We start from the raw sequence: 18,778 nt of genomic DNA, 5'->3' as shown, positions 1-18,778 counted from the left end.
GCGATCGCGATCCGCTTCAAACCTTGGTGACCCGCATCAAAATCGGAAACTCGGTTCCACGAATCGTCCAGCTTGGATTCAACGACAATTGGAATCCAGCGGGCGTTGCGCCTCGCCAACCCATGGCCAGTGGTCCGATCCGAATCACATGGATCCGACCGGCGGTCGCGATTCGGAATCGAGCATGGGCCCTCACGCTGCGGTGATTCACTGGATTGATCGCCGCCCACACTTCCGTCACCTCAACGCGTGCAGGCACTTCACTGGCCGCTTCGGATCCGGTCAGGGATTCTGCTGACAGCACTTCGTGAAGCAGCATTGAGTAGGCGCCGCGACCGCGAACCTCGGGCAACAACCTCGCCGCGAAAAGCCAGCGTTGATGCTTGGCCAAGTCGATTTGCAAATGCAGGTCCGATTCGATGAATCGGTCGGTTGCGATCCAAACGCCACCAACGATTTCACTCAAGGATTGAGCCGACTCGGTTGCCCCGACTCTGGATCCCGAAACGGTGTCACGAGCCAATCCGTACGCGGAAAGGGATGGCTCGTCTGAATCGGAAGCAATGCCTGAGCCCGCACTTCGCTGATACGAGCCTCGATCAAATCGCGTCACACCTTCGATCTTCGCAAGCTCATCGGATGACTCAGCCACCTGAACTCGGTGAGGAGCCTCTTCCGATCGCTGATTCGCCCCTTGGTTCTTTGGCACATCGATCTTTGACACATCGTCGAGCCACACGATTTCCATGCAACGATACCGGAAGATCGACGCCGGAATGACGCGGCAAAATAGGATACCAAGCGTGTATCGCAGGCCGCGACCTGCCATCACTATCGGCTCATCGCAGCTTGTCGAATCTGCCGAACCAGATCGGCATCGGGACTGCTCAGCGTCATCACCTGTTCGCGTTGCTGACCGTCAGGATTCCGCAAAATCACGATCATCTCGGTCGCAGTTCCGGCGGATCCCATGGCTGGCGAAGAGGCTGCTCCCGCTGCGACGTTGGCACCGATCTGACTGGGAGCATTGAGTGCTGGTTCGCTGACGAATTGGTTCGCGGGTGAGGCTGGGGCAGACTGCGTCGCTGCCAATTGGTTGTTGACAGGAGCCGCCGGACTGCCTTGATACAAACGTCCCAGCTGAATTCGCTCCAACTGCCAGTGAACCGAACCTGGTCCTGTGTAGATCCCTAGATCGGACTTGTAGTCAGCGGCGTTGCAAACACCGATCAACACGCCACGGTCATCGAACAACCCACCTCCACTGCGGCCATCGATCGGAGCACCATCGATCTCAAGGTTGGATGCACCAAGATTTTGATTGTATTTGTCGACCCCCGTGATGCGCGTGTCACGGCGACTGGGATCATCACCGCGATCGCACCCAAAGCTGAATGCGGTTTGTCCCACTTTGACCGTCTCGCCTTCTTGAATCACTTTCACAGGTTCCACTGCGAACCCGGGTCGAATGGCGACCAAGCCGATGTCACGGTCGCCCGCGTCGTAGTCGACGACTTGTCCGGGGACGGTCCGAACTTCGCCCGCGACAAACAAATCGACTTCAATTCGGTCCTTGCCTTCGCCGTCACGGAAAAGGTGACCGCAAGTCAGCACCAAGGCTTCATCCCCGTTGGTATCGATGATCGTTCCTGTACCAGCACCGTATCCACGACCGTCGAACACTCGCAGGCGTACCGTCGCAGCCTTTGCCTTTTCGATCGCATCGGCCAGAGACATGCTGGGCATGGGCTCCATCGCCGCGTCTTGTGAACTCACCAATTGAGCGGACGGTGCAGCAGCATTGTTCATTGCCTGCCAATCGTTCGCAGGGTTTGAATCGCTGTCGGCTCGTTCTTTGCGAATCGCGCGTCGTGGACTGCGATCGACTGCGTTTTGGCCGGAGGTCAGGGGAGCCAAGCGGGTTTGAGGTTCGTTCCAGGCCGGCTCCGTCGAAGTGCTGCGTGTCGGAATCAGCGGCCCAGCAGCGGTTTGGTTCAATGCGGCGGAAAGTTCGCTCACCGATTGAACTCCCAGCAATCGTGTGACTTCTTTGCCTTCCCGAAGCACCACGTAGGTTGGCGTGCTGCGGATTCCGAAGCGGCGGGTCAAATGGGCTTCTTTGTTGACGTCCACTTGGCGGACAGGAACACCGCGAGCGATCAGTTCGGAGACGACCGGCTTCATCGCCAAACACGGGCCGCACTGAGCTGAAGAGAACTCCAGCAAAACAGCGTCGTTGCCCGAAGCGGACGATGCCAAAGCCGAAAGAGCAAAGCACGCAGTCATGAACTGAATCATGAGGTGCTGAGCAAACCAACGAATTTGCCGTGATCGATCGAGAACGCCAGCCAGTTGATGAGTCGTTTGCACTCTCGTCCCTCCTTGGACGATGGAAAAGTTCAATCAGCACAAGGCATCGTGGTTCTCTTCCTCACCATCCTTGGAGACGAAGAGAACGACCTTGTGTCCGCCGCGCGATGGTCGGACATCAGCGGGAACCACGGCAACCCCAATTGAATCGGCGGCCCGCCGATTCTTGAGTCTTTCTGCAGAGAATTCCCAAAAAAGTGGAGCGAATGGAATTCGTGCGGGGGGCATCCACACCGAGATTGTGACCGAGGTGGTCCCATCCAAACGCCAGCCCCAGCGTTCTCAAACCGCACCGGATTTCGCCTGCCACGACGCTCTCAGCGCGACTCAGCCTTTTCCAGCCCCGTTGCCTCTGCTTCTTTTTCAGCCTGCTCCGCCAACCGTTTCGCGGCGGCCTTTTTCGCTTCCGCGTTTTCTTTTTCAGCTTTCTTCTTGGCTTCCTTTTCGGCGGCGGCAAGTTCCGCTTTTTCAGCCGCAATCGGATCCGCGATGTAAGGCTTTTCGGCTCGGTATCGTTCCAAGATTTTGCCCGCAAACTCCTTCGCATCCTCCGGAGCCGCTTCCACCACCTTTTCTTGCCAGCCCACGGCCTCCTTGAATTCACCTTGAGCTGCCAAGGCGGCCGCGAGTGCGGACAGATCGCTGACGTTGCCATAACCGTTCAGCTCGCATGCCTTTTTCGCGGCTTCCACGGCAGCGTCCGCGTCACGCAAGGACTCATCCTCGGTCGTTGCCAGCAACCAAGCCCGGTTCTGGTGAGCCAATCCGTACTCCGGTGCCAACTCAATCGCCCGCTCGTAATCCGAGAGAGCTTCTTGGGCTTTGCCGAGCTGGTAGCGGTTGTAGCCACGGTTGTTCCAAGCCACGGGATCCTTTTTGTTCAGCTCGATCGCCGCTGAAAAGTCAGCCGCCGCGGCCGCGTATTCATGCTGTTGAAATCGGATGTAGCCGCGTCCCATGACCGCAGCGACATCCTCCGGGTTGTCGTCCACGATCGCATCGTAGTCCTGGATTGCCTTTTCCATCTGGCCGGCAGACTTGTACGCCAAAGCTCGCTGGCGAAGCAGGCCGGCGTTGCCCTCCCGAACCTCCAGAGCCTCGGTGTAATCCCCAATCGCCGCTTCGAATTCACGCTGAGCCATCCGGACAGCGGCACGATTGATGATCGGCGTGATGTCCTCGGGATCCAGCTGCAAGGCACGCTCGTAATCCTTGATGGCTTCGTCATGCTCACCGCGAGCGGCGTAAAACAGCCCGCGACTGCTGTAAGCGTGGGCTTCTTCGTAGCCCTTTTCGATGGCTTTGTTGAAGTCCTCCAACGCCTTGTCCTGTTCTCCCAACGCCCACCAAGCCGATGCCCGAAGCGTGTGGTAGCGGCCTTCCTCGGGAAATTCTTCGATCAAATCGGTGTAAATCCCAGTCGATTCCGCCAACTCCAGGGCGTTGACCTTGTCGACCGCCCCCCGCGTCCCATCGTGAGTGACGATCACGTAGTCCTCGCCGCGATCTTCCACGACCGTCAACAAGTCACCTTTGGCGATGACATCAACGACCTTGTCATCCTTCGCAAATTGCATTTCCACGCGAGCGACCACCGGTTGCCCCGGTTTGGCAGCAAAGCAGAGGGCAGGAGTGATCCCGCACGCCGCCGCGATGGCGATGGCGGACGATCCGGTGCGGGCGGCCCAACGGAGGGTGTCTAACAGGGCGTTCATAGATTTCTTCGGAAGGTGCAAAGTTCGGTCGAGACCAAGCCGTCAGCGGCTGCCGGTCTCACAACGGAGTCCCCCGGACGATCCAATCGCTGGAGGACTGAGTGTGCGAAAGAAGAAATTTATCAACCACCAACTCCGCTCACGAGGGACGCCGCCGAGGAAAAGCGAATGTTCCCCGGATTTCCCACCTGCAAGCGTTTGCCCCCCCGATTTCGGAGCCTCAGCTGGTTGACCACGCGAAACCTACGTGCTGTAGGATGACTGCGGCGGTTGCAAGGGTTGTGCCCATTGCAACAATTAGGTGCTTTTTTAGGACCTGAACGATTGTAACCTTTCGGGACTGATCTAATCTGTTGCCTCGGAACCAGGACATGCCCCCATCGACGCGGCGACAACCACCCGCAGGAGATGGACAAACGAACACACCCCGGGCTCGCTTCAGAGCATCGAATCACCCCTTCCCGTGTGCCGTCGGACCTCGATGGCATTCGTATCCATCGTTGTTTAAGACTCTTTGAGGAATTCTCCAGTGAAGTTTGGATCCACTTTTGCAGCCATCGTCGCGACCTGTTTCGCTTCCATGGTTGCCACCACCATGGCTCAATGTGTGCCATGCGGCGGTTGCTCCGATCCGTGCGGTGCATCGGCTCCCGTTGTCAGCAGCGGTTGCGGCGGCGCGATTGGTTGCGGCCAAGGCTATGTCGTTCCTAGCCAAACGTATTCGACCGGTGTTGTTTACAGCAGCGGCGCATCGGTGATGGGCGGTTCAGTCGTCACCTCAGCGGCCCCTCTTCGCGAAACCATCTGCGAACCAGTGGTCGGTTACCGCGTGGTCATGAAACCGACCTACGTGACCGAATCACGCATGGTCAACGTGACCGAAAACCAACCCGAGACTCGCTTCCGCACCAAGACCGTTTACAAGACGGTTCCCGTGACGGAAGAAAAGTACCGCACCAAAGTCGTCAACGTTCCCAAGACGGACACCAAGACGATCACGTACTCCGTCTTGGTTCCCGTCAAAGAAGAGAAACAAGTCGAAGTCACCGAATCGGTTCCTCAGTGGTCCGAAATCCCTGAAGAGTACACCGTTCGCGTTCCAACCCTGGTCGACGTTCCTGAAACGTACACCGTCAAGGTTCCGAAGTTGGTCGACGAAACCTTCACCTACACGGTCAACGTGCCTCAAGCCGTGACGACTCAAAAGACTCGCACCGTTGTCAACGCTGTGCCAGTCACGAAGAGCCGCACCATCGAAGTGGCGGTTCCCAAGACCACCATGCAAACCGTCACCAAGGACTACGGTCACTGGGAACAACAAGTCGTTGAAGTCGCCGCAGCACCGGTTGCGACCAACGTCACTTACGTCGGCGGTTGCGGGTCGACTTCGTCGGTCTCCTCAGCTTGCGGCGGATCGTGCGGACGCCGTTGCAGCGGATGCCGTTCGTGCGGCGGTTGCGTTTCCAAATGTAACGGATGCGGCAACGGCTGCGGCCAAGTCCTCGCCGGTTGCGGTGGCGGGGTTTCCTACTCGTCGCCTGCATCCACCGCCTGTGGATCGACGACCAGCACCATCACCAAACGTGTTTGGGTTCCCAACGTTGTGACCGAAGAAGTTCCTGTCACGACCAGCACCACCGAATCGCAAATCGTCAACTACACCGTTTACGAACAACAAGCGACCGAAGTGCCTTACGAGTGCACGACGATTGTCTACCAACCTGAAACTCGGACTGGTACCAAACAAGTTGTGCAGTACGTCGACGAAGCTCGCACTCGCACTCGCAAAGAAGTCCAGTACAACGACGAAACCCGGACTCGCATTCGCAAGCAGTTGACCTACACCTCGGTCACCAAAACCGAAACGATTCCTTACGTCACCTACAAAACCGAAGAACGTACCAAGGAAGTCAGCTTCACTTACAACGTGCCGGAATACACCGTCGAACCTTACTCGACCACTCGTTACGACCAAGTCGCGGAACAAGTGATCGAAGAATACACCGTCAGTGTTCCTGTCACTGTGACCCAAGAAAAGAAGGTCCAAGTCTGCAAGATGGTTCCGACCTTGGTCGAAGAATCCTTCACGCCTTGTGCCGAATCCGCCACCGTCGGTGGTTATCATTCCGGATCCACCATCAACGTGGGACCATCGGTCATCATGGGTGGCAACGGAGCAAGCGGATGCAGCACCCCCATCCACTATCAATCGGCACCGTCGATTGGCAGCGGTTGCGGAAGCTGTGGCGCAACGGTCAGCGCATCGCCTTGCACCGGCTGCTAATTCGCAAAGCCACTCCACTTGGCACACAGAGCCCGCCCGCGATTTCCGTGGGCGGGTTTTTTCATGCGCCGCCGCCTCTTCCGCTTGCCAAGCTGCCTGCGTCATCCCGGAATCAGCGCTGCCAAAACTCCGAACCTTAGGCCCGGAGGACGGCTCAACCCAACAAAGACTCAAGCGACTCACGACGAATCGGCTTGTTCCAAACCGCCGACACACCGCACCGCTGTGCGGCCTGGATCTGGGCGGGCGTCGCCATCCCGGTCATCCAAATGTGCCGGTAACTTCGACCAGACAAATCATCTGGCACCTGAAAGGGCTTTGGATCGGCAGGCCGCCAAACCGAGTCATCCCAAACCACATGCGCAGACGCAAGCCGATCGGCTCGCGTCAGTCGGTCACGACGCCACGTCATCACCGGGACCGGCTGATCGTGCTCGCCCGCGATCAATTCCAAGGCGTCAAAGATCGCGTCTGCGGTCGCCCAAGACCTGGAAACAATGACCAAGCCTTGAGTCGGTCGTGTCACCGCTGAATTGGACGCCGTCTGAACTGCACGTGACGCACGCGAACGGTTCAACCACACCGGAAGTGTTTGCAAACTGTCTCGCCAACTGATGGTTTCAATCCACCCCTGTTGCCCGGGCAGCCCCACGGAAGGAGCCACCAGCGGCCCCAACCACCGCACCACGCTCGCATTCGGAGCGACTCGCTTCAACTCGAGAAGTTGGTCCGCTTCGATCGGATGCGAGCGGTCGGTTTGAGCCAACAAAACGTGTGTCAGCGGAAGTCGTGGAGGCGCTTCGACCAGCGACGCAACGTCGGGACAAGTGGCGACGGCGTCCGCGTTCTGCTCGCACAAAGCCTTGGTGCGCTGAGCCAACGGATCGGATGAGCTGCCCACCCAAGCGACGATGCAGGGCGCAGCCATCGCCGCCGAAGCAAGTCGTTGACCTGGTCCTGGGACAGATTCGCCCAACTCAGAAGGTGTGATTCTCATCCAGTGACATCTCAGCTTCGTTCAAGATTGCCCAAGCGTCCGCAGGCGTGTCACTTGCACGCACGCCTTCCAAGAAGGATTCATCGGAGACAATTCGGCTCAACTTGGCCAAAATACGCAGGTGAGAACTGTCGTCATAAGAGCAGATCAAAAAGAAAATGTCCGTCAGCTGACCGGTGTCAGAGAACGCGACCGGCGTTGGACAGATCCCCATCGCCAACACAGACTCGGCCAAAATCGACGTTTGCGGGCGGCGTGGGTGCAGCAAAGCCACACCGCAATCCAGCGCCGTCGGATGCAATTTTTCGCGTGTCGCGACCGCTTCGGCCATCGCCGGCGCATCCCACAGCATCCCCGTCCGGCTGGCAAGTTCGCACATGTTGCGAATCACACTGCCGCGAGTCCTGGCCGCGAACGGGTTGGCAACCAACTCAACCGGGCAGATCTCCGCCAACGAGTGAGGAGGGGCCTCCGACTGCCGATGCAACACCGCTCGGACCTGATCCAACTCTCCCTGGTCGCTCAATCCGATGCGTTCTTCCAGCCAATGATGAATCTCGGCTTCGTTGAATTTCCACTCCCCTCCGATGCGCCGGCCCGGCAAGGTTCCTCGCGAAACCATCTTGAGAACTTGGTCCGGAGTGATGTGCAGGTACCTCGCCAATTGTGAAATGTCTAAATCTTCCATCGCTGTTGCTTCCCTGTTTCCAATGAATTGTTGATCAAACGAGCCAACTGCCTCCCAGATTTATCTTGACGAAAGTTCGTGGAAATCGCTAAATCGACTCAAGTTGTTGTTTCGACCGCGCCCGCCGAATTCAAAGTGCATCCCTTTGGCGAACCATTTTCATCACTTCGTCGCTCCGCAGTCGGGCGTCATCATAGGAGGATTCTCTCGAATCGTCCTCACCTTGATGGCGGCTTCGTTGGGATGCGTCGTGGTCGTGGTGGATTCGGCAACCTCGGTCGCACAAACCAACTACGGCGAAACCCCACAAACCAATCTCGCTCCGATCCAATCGCCCGCCATCGGTGGCTCACCTTACGGTCCACCCGGCACCACCCCTCCAGCGGCCAGTGGCGGCTACGGCAGCTCGATCTACGCCAGCCCCAATTTCGCCACCCCACCGCCTCCCAACACGGCGCCGGTTTCCGACTCGCTGTTCGATCCCTACGCGTCGGCGGCCTCCGCCCCCAATGCTTTCGCGGTGCCTCAGTACACGCCATCGACTCCTCCGGGCACCACGCCGCTGGGATCCCCTGTCCCCCTGAACTCAACGACCGGAAACGCCGCGTATCCCAACGGTGGCCTGCTCAACGGACTGTTCTCCGGCAGCATGTTCAGCGGGGGCTCCACCACGGCTCCCTACCAGGGCGCCGCCTACCAAGGCAGTGGATTCGCAACCGGATATGGTGGCGGGACCGGGGTTCCTTACGACGCCGGATCGATTTACTCCGGTGCTGCGCCAACGTATCCAGGAACCGGCATGCCCTACGCGGGCGGAGCCGTCGCCCCAAACTCTGCCCTCGCGCCGCCAAGCCTCAATCCTTATCCATCGGCCGCTTACCCCTCCGGATCTCCCTCGACGCTGTTTCCCGGTGGTTTCTCAGGCTCGCCCTCGAGTCTGTTCCCGGGCGGCTTCAGTTCACCGGAGGCCATCAGCGCCTATCGAATGCTCAATGGTCCCCGCCTCCGCCACACATACATTGGCGGTGGCGACGGCCCCACCGAAGTGGGTTACAACCAAACCGACGCCTCGATTGGATTCGCCTGGCCCAATTTTCTGTTCAGCACTCGGCCGCTCTTCGTCGTCCCCTCGTTTTCGCTGTATTTGTTCGACGGCCCCGCCACGCCCGCAACGGTCCCGACCCGAATGTTGCCGAGCAGTGCCTACGCCGCCTCCCTCGATTTTGGCTGGCAAACCGATCCCAATCAGATCGTCGGTGCCGAACTGGGCGTGCGAGTGGGGGCCTACACCGATTTCGACACCTTCAACAGCGACAGCATCCGTGTTTTGGGAAAGGCCTTGGCCTCGTTTCGCTTGACCCCAACTTCGACACTCAAAGGTGGCGTGTATTACCTGGATCGCCTCGACACGAAGCTCCTTCCCGCGGGGGGACTGCTGTGGCAACCCAACCCGTACACTCGATTTGACATCTACTTTCCTGAACCCAAACTCGCGAAATACTGGCGAACGATCGGAACCCGTGACGTTTGGTGGTACTTGGCCGGCGAATACGGCGGCGATTCTTGGACGCTCAGCGATACTTTGCTCGCTCCCGATGGCGAACGGGTCGATATCAACCAGATCAACGCGATGTTCGGGTTTGAGTGGGGGAACTCGCAATTGTTGCGAACCGGCCAACGCTCCGGTTTCATCGAGGCGGGCATCTCGTTTGATCGAGAATTGCTCTACGAACAATCCGTCTTGGGCAACACAGGCCTGGATGAAGCGTTTATCCTACGAGCTGGAATCGGCTACTGAGCCGATTTTCCCGTGGCAGCGAATTTGACGTTGCGTTCGCAGGGGGGCACGCTAAACTCCTGCGATTCAGAAACATTGGTCCACCGCGATCACAAACGATCAGGAAAGCATCAGTCGGTATGACGATTTCGAAAGAACGGAAAGACGAAGTAATCAGCGAGCACGGCGCCGCGGCTGGAGACACAGGTTCTCCTGAAGTGCAGATCGCGATTTTGACGGAACGAATCAACGGATTGACCGAACACATGCGAACTCACCGCAAGGATTATGCCTCGCGTCGTGGTTTGCTTGGTTTGGTGAGCCGACGTCGCCGTCTGTTGGATTACGTTCGTGGGCAAGACCCGCAACGTTACTTGGATATCATCGGAAAACTTGGTATCCGCAAATAATTGTGTGACCGGGTGGTCGACGGCGTGGCCGCGGCCACGTGGCGTGCGTCCCCCCGGGCTCTTTGGTCCCGGGGCGGGGTGGAGTCGTAGCTGGTCTGCGACTCAACAACGCATTCGGGAGGATCCTTCTCCGGATTCCAATCCCCCCTTCCAAATCAGCGAACGCGATCGCCGTTTCGCTGGCTCTACTTTGACGCGTCCCTGAATTGGCAGCCGGTCCGGCTGCATCTTGTCGCCTCGTCAAAGCAGTTCCCCTGTGGCACCCCCGGGTCGTCATTGCGATTCAATCAAGCCAAGCCCATGTTTGATTGTCACGAGCCCCAAAGGTCGTTCGATCAATTGGTGGTTCTTCATTTTGTTCTGTGGTGACCGAGTCACCACACTTTCCCATCAGCCGTTGTGGCTGACGAGGCCTTGTTGGCCAGGGATGCAAAACGGGCCGGCTGCAGAAAAGCCGTTCCAATTGTTGTTTGTTGTGTAAGTGCAGGAAAAGAGGTTGTTGTTGTGAGTATTCAAAAAGTTCGCGTGGAGCGAAAAATTGGTGATTCGGTGCTGTCGTTCGAGACAGGGCACATCGCCAAACAAGCCGCCGGCAGTGTGCTGGTTCAATATGGCGAAACCGTTGTGCTGGTTGCAGCCGCATCGGGCACGCCGCGTCCGGGAATCGATTTCTTCCCTTTGATGTGTGACTACCGCGAGCGTTTGGCTGCGGCTGGTAAATTCCCGGGTGGCTTCCTGAAACGCGAAGGCCGTCCAAGCACCAAAGAAATCCTCAGCTCGCGTTTGATGGATCGCCCGATCCGCCCCCTGTGGCCCGAAGGCTACAAAGATGAAGTTCAAGTCCAAGCTTGCGTGATCGCCAGCGACTTGCAAAACGATGGCGACGTGCTGGCCATGATCGGTGGAGCCACCGCTCTGCACATCAGCCCCCTGCCATTCAAAGGCCCTCTGGGCAGCGTTCGTGTTGGCAAAGTGGACGGCAAATTGGTCGCCTTCCCAACCGCGGATCAACTCGAACAAAGCGAGTTGGACATGATCGTCAGCGGCAGCCGTGACATGGTTGCCATGATCGAAGGCTTCGCCAACGAAATGCCCGAAGACGAGATGATGGAAGCGATTGGATTCGCTCACGACGTCATCCGCGAAGTCATCGACCTGCAGGAAGAGCTGTACCAAAAGGTCAACCCAGAAAAGACTCCTTACCAAGCTCCCGAAGACGACGGGTTGCTCCAACGTCTGACCGACACTTACTACAACGACTTCAAAGCTGCCCAGCAAACATCGGGCAAACAGGCTCGCGCCGAAGCCGTTCGTGCCGTTCGTGATCGTGCGATGGCTGACGTCATTCCTGACCCCAACGCGTCGGACGCCGTTTGCAGCAACCGCTTCAAATCAGTCTGGCACGACCTCGAAGAAAAGGTCGTTCGCGACCTGATCCTCGCTGGCACCCGCCCCGACGGTCGCGACCACAACTCGCTTCGCGCTATCCACTGCGAAACGGACTTGTTGCCACGCGTTCACGGTTCGGCTCTGTTCCAACGTGGCGAAACCCAAGCCCTGATCACGATCGCCTTGGGAACCAGCCGCGACGAACAACGCGTCGATGGCCTGCAAGACGAGTTCAGCAAGAAGTTCATGCTGGACTACAACTTCCCCTCGTACTCGGTTGGCGAATGCCGTCCGATCCGTGGTCCTGGACGTCGTGAAATCGGACACGGTTGCTTGGCCGAACGAAGCGTGTCGCCAGTGCTTCCTTCCGCCGACGACTTCCCCTACACGATTCGCGTGATCAGTGACATCACCGAATCCAACGGCAGCTCCTCGATGGCTTCCGTTTGTGGTGCAACACTCGGCCTGATGGCCTCGGGCGTTCCCATCAGCAACCCCGTCGCTGGTATCTCAGTTGGCTTGGTCCAAGACGGCCCTGACAACTGGTGCTTGATCACCGACATCCTCGGAACCGAAGATCACTTCGGCGACATGGACTTCAAGATCGCTGGTACCCAAAACGGGATCACCGGCATTCAGTTGGACCTGAAAGTCACGGGAGTCACCAACGAAATCATCCGCGCCACGCTGAAACAATCGCGTGAAGCTCGGATCGAAATCCTGAAGAAAATGTTGACGACCATTCCGCGTCCTCGTCGCGAAATCTCGCCAACCGCACCACGCTTGCTTCGCACCAAGATCTCGCCCGACAAGATCGGTGCCCTGATCGGCCCTGGCGGCAAAAACATTCGTGGAATCCAAGAGTCCACCGGTGCGGTCATCGAAGTCGATGACGAAGGTACCGTCTTGGTCGCCAGCAGCAACAAAGAATCGGCTCAAGAAGCCATGCGTCAAGTCGAAGCCTGCACGGCCACCGTTCAGATCGGCAAGATCTACGACGGAACCGTCAGCAGCATCAAAGAGTTCGGTGCGTTCGTTGAAATCCTTCCCGGTCGCGATGGACTCGTTCACATCAGCGAAATGAGTGGCGGATACATCAGCAGCCTGGATCAAGTGATCGCCGTTGGCGACGCCATGAAGGTCCTGGTCATCGATGTTGACGAGCACGATCGCGTGAAGCTCAGCCGTCGCAAAGCGCTCGAAGAGCTGGGCGAAGAAGATCCCTTGGCCACGGAAGGTGAAGGCGGAGGCAGCGGCGACAGCGAAGGTGGTGGCGACGGAGAAGATCGCCCACGTCGTCGACGCGGCAGCAGCAGTGGAAGTGGCGGAAGCGGTGGAGGCGGAGGTCGCGGACGCGGCCCACGTCGAAGCGGCGGCGGACGCGACTGATCACTTCGCTTGCGAAGTCTCACTCAATTGATTTCAAACCCCGGCATCGAATTCGTTGCCGGGGTTTTTCATGCGCAGGCCGCCCACGCGTTCCACCAGATCGTCCGCACCCCAACGGGTTGCCGCCACCCCAAACCACGCCTTCCCACTTGCAGAGGTCGTGCAGTTTTGAAGTACCGTGTTGCCAAGCGTTTATTATCACCCTCCCTTGGGACGTTCGAAAAATAAATGGTGGCGGGCGTCTGGGTATCGCCCCGGATGGGGCCGTCATGCTTAGCTCGGGGCGGAAGCCCCGAGAGACCGATGCCGGAAAACAAACGGTCGCCCCGGATGGGGCCGTCCTGGGAGTTGGGGGCGTCCCTCGCTCACGCTTTTTGAAGTTGCGCTTTATCCGTCAATGGCCAACGGCCTTTTTCAACATAGCCAGGGGCATCGCCCCTGGAGCAGTAAAGCACGGCCCCATTTTGGCCAACGGCCAAATTCAATTCAAAACGTGTGGGTTGATGTTGGCCGTTGGCCAACCAATTTCCCTCCATCTCGATCCCTGGGGCGATGCCCCAGGCTACGATGACGAAGGCCGTTGGCCAACAATACCGATTGCAAAAGCGCAACTTCAAAAATCACGCGTCGGGTTGTGATTGGTGGTCGCTGCAGAAACCCGCCAAAACCCAGCACCAGAAAACTGCACGCCCGTTGAAAACGGGAGGGGTCGGAAAGCGAGCGTTCAGCGAGCTTTCCGGGGGAGGGCAATTCACGCCGCGTCCCATGCCCGTCCTTCACCTGCGCGTACGCCTGAACGGCGTCGCTCGACCTGGTATATCGCTCTCCCCAAACTTCGTTTCGGGAGAGGTGCGACAGGTGGAAATCAACCGAAAAACGGTGTCAAAAATCCAAGCCACCTCTCCTTCCGAAATGGCCGAGCTCGCGCTCCGCGATGCTAAGCAGGTCGGCAGGATTGATCGGGCACAATCATGTGAGCCGTTTGGGCGTTCGCCTGGGCTGTCGAAAGGTTGGTATTGACACGGAAAATGCGACGTTGATTTTTATTCTGTCCTACGCCCCAACGGGGCAGCTCTAAGATAGCCCCAGGCATCGCCTGGGGTTTCGTTACGGAGATTCCGACACCAGCCCCAACGGGGCGGCCCTAAGAAAGACTCCCCAAAACCCGCTAGGACCGCCCCCGTTGGGGCTTTGTAATCTTGGTCCCGCCACAACCCAGGGCGTTGCCCTGGGCTGGCATAGGGCTGCCCCGTTGGGGCGAAGTCGAGGAACGAAACCTGCGCAGTCCAAAGCGGTGTCAATACCAACCTTTTGACAGCCCATGCCTAGCCCCTTGCGGAAGGAACCTCTCAATGCCCGGGCGATGACTTCAAGTACGCCATCAAATCCACCAACTCACGCTCAGTCATCAGCTCTGAAAAATTGTTGGGCATCAACGATCGCTGCGACACCTGCTGGATCTCAATCCTGTCGACTGGCACCTCCTGAGTCTTCCCATCCGACGTGGTCAGCCTGATCTGCTCGTCATCTTCACTGGCCACCAGCCCAACCAACACACGGCCGTCATCCAGCAGCAAACTCTGCGTTCGGAACGCTTGGTCAATGTTTCGATCCGGCAGCAGCACGTCTTCCATCAAACGCTCCACACTTCGGGTGATCGCCCCATCCAACTGAGGCCCGACCAACATCCCTTCACCGTGCAGTTGATGACACGCCTGGCACTGCTTCGTGAACACCGCTTTCCCTCTCGCCACATCGCCTTCCAGCTCACGCAAGGACGCCAACAACACGTTCAGCTTCTCGGTTCTCCCCGCATCAAACACAATCCCTTCCGTCAGTTCTTTCAGTTTGCCTTGCAAGCTTTCATTCAGCCGCGGCCCAATCGCTTGCTGAACATCGGGGTCGACCAAGACCACTGCGGCGAAAGCTCCCGATTCAATCGCGGAAAACAGCGGCTCCATCTGGCCCCCGTTTCCAACCCAATCCAGAACCAACTGACGTTGCTGCGAGGCGTTCAAATGCGGCCCCAACTTCTCCAGCGGTCCCGTCGCATCCCATTGCTCCTTCAGAATGGTGTCCACGAGCGACTCGGCCATCTCCACCTGCACCATCTCGGTCGCCACAAATTCAGCCAGTGTTCCGACACCCGCCACCCCGTTCAATTTCGCGAGCGTGTTGGCAACTCGCAATCTCGTCAGCACACCGTGGCGTTTGTCCAACAAGACTTGCTTCAGGTCCCCTTCGAGCTCGCTCAGCTTCAGACGCTCCACCCATCCGAGAATTCGCATCCACTGTGTGGCCGATTTCGAAGGACCAATCCGCTCGGGATTGAATCCCCCAATCGCCAACCAGGCATAAGCGGCCCCCGAGTCACCATCGACCACCTCGATGCGAACCGTTTGCCCAGCCAACTCACGGGTGTCCCAAACGACTCGCTGAGCAACATCCGACCGAGGCGGCGAAACCTGCTTCCACACTTCACCGGCCTGGGCGGAACGAAGCCGAACCAAATTCTGCTCGGGGTTGGGCTGGCCCGGAGGAGCATTGTGGCCCGCCAACCAGAATTCAATCTGCTCCGGTGCCGCAAACCAATCGCTCGCGAAAACGCCCGTGTAAGACTCCCCCAGCGGAAAGCTGCTCATCAACTCCGCCAACTCATCTTGCTCCCCGTTCGAACTTGCCACCGAAATCAACCGCGACTCAGAAGACCAGCTTTGATCCCCTGTCCCAAACCAAGCCACTGAAACCTCGCCGGTTGCCGTCAAATCGCTCCACTCGGACTCGATCAGCCCCAACGCCCAAGCTCGAATTGACGGCGGCACGCGCGCCGATTGAAATCCTCCTGCGTCGTGAATCAGTCGCAACCACTCAAACGCCCGGTCCGTGTTGTCACCGGCGACTCGCTTCGCCAATTCGACACATGCTTCCATCTGGGTCGACTCGGCCAATGACACGGCATGACTCAACAAGGCTTCATGGGCTGCCCGCTTGTCATCCTCCTGCGATGCCGCCTGCAGAGAGGCCAAGATGGGCTCCACCACTTGGCTTCGCTTGATCCCCAGCATCACGGAAGCGGTTTCGTCATCGGGCACCGATTTCCAAAACGAATCGTCGTCCGGTGTTCGCAGCATTAAATCTCGAACAGCGATGCGAATCGTTTGCCGTCCAACAGGATCCTCTTGATGGACTTCAGCCAACGCTTCGATCAAACGAGCGACGTCCGAAGCGTCCCCACGTCGACCGATGCACTCCGCCGCCATCCGCACCACGTGTGCATTGCTGTGGGACAGGTACCCACGAACCTGTTCCAACGAAACACGCTCGCGACGGGGCTCCAAACTCATCCGAATTTGCGAGACCAATTGCCGCTCATCACTGGCCGAGTCATGTCCTTTGGTTCGCGGGCCTGTGTAGCGAATTTGCCAGATCCGCCCGCTGGTTCGATCGCGTCCTGGATGCTCCAGCGGCACCTCATAGTGCCCGATGATCTTGTTGTAAAAATCAGCCACGTAGATGTTTGCTTGCTCGTCGACTTGAATGTCGACCGGTCGAAACCAAGGGTCATCGCTGGTTAAAAAATCGGGCAGAGCACGGCCTTTCGCGGTCGCGCCCACGAACTCGCGTTCGTTCCAATTCAATCGCGAGGTCATGACGTTGCCGCTCAGAAAGCGACCTCGCAGTGGCACGACCGGCGAATCCGGGGGAAAGAACTGGAGGCCTGAAATCGCGGTGCTGCCATGCAAGTGATCCATCATTGGCGGCAAGAACCCGAGCCCATCATCCGGCCTCCCAAAGCTTGGGTAGCACGCACCGGCGACCAATTGACTGATGGGTTTGCTATGACAATCTGCCGAATACCAGTTGCCCCATTCGTCGCGAGTCATCCCAAACGGATTGACCTGTCCCCGCGTGTGCAATTCCACACGACTCCCATCCGGCCGAAATCGAAAGGTGTTCCCCGAGTGCATCGTGACAACGTGCCCGTCCGCACCCGCGACTCGGCTTTGATTGTTGAAACCATGACAGGCATAGATCCATCCATCGCCTCCCTCCCGCATGGCATTGACCATCCCGTGCGTGTCGCGTGATGTATCAAACGGTCCCAGGATGACTTGCCGTTGGTCGCACTTGCCGTCGCCATCCGTGTCGCGGAGGTACCAGATGTTTGGAATGCTGAAACACAAACACCCCTCCCCGTAGGGCAAGATCCCCATCGGAATATTCAAACCGTCCGCGAATGTCGTGATTGAATCAGCGGTTCCATCGTGATCGGTGTCTTCCAAAATCTTGACGGAGTCAGGCCCCTGCTGGTCTGCTGCGACCGGGTAGGGATACGCGACGCTGTCTGTCACCAAGAGGCGTCCGTCAGAGCCAACCGCCATGTTCAACGGCTTGGCAATCTGGGGCTCCGACGCAAACAGCCGAATCTCAAAATCGGGCGGCAAATGAAACCCCGCCAATTCCTCCTGTGGCGTGCGATACTCCGTCGACCTCACCCCTTCACCGTACACCTCCTTCGGAGTCGCTGGCTCAATGGCGCCCACAGGGACAGCATGAGGAGAGGTCGAGGCCGGATCCAACTGATCCCCGATTGCTGGTTGGGTTCCCGCAAAAAGACCACTCAACAACACGCCCCCCACGGCCGCTCGAAATCTCCCCCACTCTCGAACTGGGGCGCAAGGCTCGATTCTTCGGCGACAACAAAGGTTCATGGCACTGAACAGTCAAAGGGGCGGATTCCAGCAGAAAACACCATACCCCAACCAAATCACGGCATGGTCGTTTACAATGAGAAACCTTCCAGTCTCTCGCCCTACCTCAAGCTCAGATCACGATGCCAAAGTTCATCCTTGTCGCCTTGACCGCTCTTTTGTCGCCTCTCTTCGCCGCGGGCGTTTCTCAAGGAGACGAAGCCGCCGGTTCGTCCGAGAAGAAACCGCTTCAGGTGCTGCTCGTCGCGGGCGGTTGCTGCCACGACTACACCACCCAAACCAAGATCCTCCAAGAAGGGATTGAAGAGCGAATCAATGCCAAGGTCACGGTGGTCCTCAGTGACAACACGACCACTCGTGCACGATTCGACATCTACGAATCGGATGACTGGGCAGATGGATACGACGTCGTGATTCACGACGAGTGCTCCGCCGATGTCACTGAAAAACCTTACGTCGGCCGCATCCTGAAACAACACCTCGACGGCGTGCCCGCCGTGAACCTTCACTGCGCGATGCACAGCTATCGCTGGGACGACTTCCGCCAACCAGTTCAGGACGGCGCCGACAACGCCGGCTGGTACGAAATGCTCGGACTTCAATCGACCGGCCACGGCCCTCGATTCCCCATCGATATCAAACACCTCGATCAACACCCCATCACCGCCGGCATGGAGGACTGGACCACGATCGACGAAGAACTCTACAACAACATCCGCGTTTTTGACGGTGCGTCGGCACTGATCCAAGGCGTGCAAGAAACACAGCCGAACAAGAAACAACTGAAGAAAAACCCCAACGCGAAACCGCAGGAAGCCACCGCCGTGGTCGCTTGGACCAATGAATACGGTCCAAACAAAACTCGAATCTTCAGCACATCGCTCGGCCACCAAAACGAAACCGTCGCTGATGCCCGCTACATGGACCTCGTCTCGCGAGGCGTCCTCTGGGCAGCCGGTCAACTCGAAGAAGAAACCAGCGCCTCAGCGAAGTGACTTCCCTGACGGCTGAGTTTGATCATTCGACGTTCCTTTGAGGGGCCAACAC

General features: G+C 58.1%; 12 protein-coding genes. 6 read left to right on the top strand and 6 right to left on the bottom strand.

Annotation, left to right across the window (positions count from 1 at the left end; genetic code table 11):
- Window positions 1-16: 16 nt before the first annotated feature.
- Together PSR62_RS12280 and PSR62_RS12275 are read right to left on the bottom strand one after the other, a co-directional pair.
- Window positions 17-829 carry a hypothetical protein gene (locus PSR62_RS12280; RefSeq protein WP_274408025.1) on the bottom strand — a complete coding sequence of 271 codons (813 nt, stop codon included), beginning with the start codon at window positions 827-829 and terminating at the stop codon, window positions 17-19.
- Window positions 830-831: 2 nt separating this feature from the next.
- On the bottom strand, window positions 832-2,370 hold the full coding sequence (locus PSR62_RS12275) for a trypsin-like peptidase domain-containing protein (RefSeq protein WP_338020168.1): 1,539 nt from the start codon (window positions 2,368-2,370) through the stop codon (window positions 832-834).
- Here PSR62_RS12275 and PSR62_RS12270 point away from each other — a divergent pair.
- Complete coding sequence (locus tag PSR62_RS12270) at window positions 2,356-2,517, top strand: hypothetical protein (RefSeq protein ID WP_274408023.1); 162 nt, start codon at window positions 2,356-2,358, stop codon at window positions 2,515-2,517. The two genes, PSR62_RS12275 and PSR62_RS12270, sit on opposite strands and share 15 nt — an antisense overlap.
- Before the next feature lie 170 nt (window positions 2,518-2,687).
- On the opposite strand, the gene PSR62_RS12265 is transcribed toward PSR62_RS12270, so the two are convergent.
- A complete protein-coding gene (locus PSR62_RS12265; protein ID WP_274408022.1) occupies window positions 2,688-4,085 on the bottom strand; it encodes a tetratricopeptide repeat protein in 1,398 nt (465 codons plus the stop codon).
- Between the two features lie 529 nt (window positions 4,086-4,614).
- On the opposite strand from PSR62_RS12265, the gene PSR62_RS12260 reads away from it, so the two are divergent.
- Window positions 4,615-6,369, top strand: a complete 1,755-nt coding sequence (locus PSR62_RS12260) for a heterocycloanthracin/sonorensin family bacteriocin (protein ID WP_274408021.1) — start codon at window positions 4,615-4,617, stop codon at window positions 6,367-6,369.
- A gap of 154 nt (window positions 6,370-6,523) precedes the next feature.
- Here the strand turns inward: PSR62_RS12260 and PSR62_RS12255 are convergent, their stop codons facing one another.
- Together PSR62_RS12255 and PSR62_RS12250 are read right to left on the bottom strand one after the other, a co-directional pair.
- A complete protein-coding gene (locus PSR62_RS12255) occupies window positions 6,524-7,366 on the bottom strand; it encodes a hypothetical protein (protein ID WP_274408020.1) in 843 nt (280 codons plus the stop codon).
- Entirely contained in the window at window positions 7,347-8,054 is a 708-nt protein-coding gene (locus tag PSR62_RS12250) for a PTS sugar transporter subunit IIA (protein ID WP_274408019.1), read from the bottom strand. The genes PSR62_RS12255 and PSR62_RS12250 overlap by 20 nt, the downstream gene beginning before the upstream one ends.
- 226 nt (window positions 8,055-8,280) lie before the next feature.
- Here PSR62_RS12250 and PSR62_RS12245 point away from each other — a divergent pair, with 226 nt between their 5' ends.
- The 3 genes from PSR62_RS12245 to pnp all read left to right on the top strand — a co-directional run bounded on the left by PSR62_RS12245 (window position 8,281) and on the right by pnp (window position 13,019).
- Window positions 8,281-9,852, top strand: coding sequence for a hypothetical protein (locus PSR62_RS12245; protein ID WP_274408018.1), 1,572 nt, complete (start codon window positions 8,281-8,283; stop codon window positions 9,850-9,852).
- Between the two features lie 119 nt (window positions 9,853-9,971).
- On the top strand, window positions 9,972-10,241 hold the full coding sequence (rpsO, locus tag PSR62_RS12240) for a 30S ribosomal protein S15 (protein WP_274408017.1): 270 nt from the start codon (window positions 9,972-9,974) through the stop codon (window positions 10,239-10,241).
- A 504-nt stretch (window positions 10,242-10,745) separates the two neighbouring features.
- Window positions 10,746-13,019, top strand: coding sequence for a polyribonucleotide nucleotidyltransferase (gene pnp, locus PSR62_RS12235; RefSeq protein WP_274408016.1), 2,274 nt, complete (start codon window positions 10,746-10,748; stop codon window positions 13,017-13,019).
- A gap of 1,349 nt (window positions 13,020-14,368) precedes the next feature.
- Here the strand turns inward: pnp and PSR62_RS12230 are convergent.
- Complete coding sequence (locus tag PSR62_RS12230) at window positions 14,369-17,644, bottom strand: PVC-type heme-binding CxxCH protein (RefSeq protein WP_274408015.1); 3,276 nt, start codon at window positions 17,642-17,644, stop codon at window positions 14,369-14,371.
- Between the two features lie 209 nt (window positions 17,645-17,853).
- Here PSR62_RS12230 and PSR62_RS12225 point away from each other — a divergent pair, with 209 nt between their 5' ends.
- Window positions 17,854-18,726 (top strand): ThuA domain-containing protein, encoded by an 873-nt coding sequence (locus PSR62_RS12225; protein WP_274408014.1) that lies wholly within the window; start codon window positions 17,854-17,856, stop codon window positions 18,724-18,726.
- Window positions 18,727-18,778 lie beyond the last annotated feature (52 nt).

The sequence above is a fragment of the Rhodopirellula sp. P2 genome (assembly GCF_028768465.1).
In the GTDB taxonomy this organism is placed as follows: domain Bacteria; phylum Planctomycetota; class Planctomycetia; order Pirellulales; family Pirellulaceae; genus Rhodopirellula.
Note: the sequence above shows the minus strand (reverse complement) of the source record. Positions and strands in the feature narration are given on the sequence as shown.

What these genes read in the sequence shown, in the direction of transcription:
- PSR62_RS12280 (WP_274408025.1), bottom strand. Translation starts at nt 829, where the DNA reads ATGGCAGGTCGCGGCCTGCGATACACGCTTGGTATCCTATTTTGCCGC.
- PSR62_RS12270 (WP_274408023.1), top strand. Translation starts at nt 2,356, where the DNA reads ATGAGTCGTTTGCACTCTCGTCCCTCCTTGGACGATGGAAAAGTTCAA.
- PSR62_RS12265 (WP_274408022.1), bottom strand. Translation starts at nt 4,085, where the DNA reads ATGAACGCCCTGTTAGACACCCTCCGTTGGGCCGCCCGCACCGGATCG.
- PSR62_RS12255 (WP_274408020.1), bottom strand. Translation starts at nt 7,366, where the DNA reads ATGAGAATCACACCTTCTGAGTTGGGCGAATCTGTCCCAGGACCAGGT.
- PSR62_RS12250 (WP_274408019.1), bottom strand. Translation starts at nt 8,054, where the DNA reads ATGGAAGATTTAGACATTTCACAATTGGCGAGGTACCTGCACATCACT.
- PSR62_RS12245 (WP_274408018.1), top strand. Translation starts at nt 8,281, where the DNA reads ATGGCGGCTTCGTTGGGATGCGTCGTGGTCGTGGTGGATTCGGCAACC.
- rpsO (WP_274408017.1), top strand. Translation starts at nt 9,972, where the DNA reads ATGACGATTTCGAAAGAACGGAAAGACGAAGTAATCAGCGAGCACGGC.
- PSR62_RS12225 (WP_274408014.1), top strand. Translation starts at nt 17,854, where the DNA reads ATGCCAAAGTTCATCCTTGTCGCCTTGACCGCTCTTTTGTCGCCTCTC.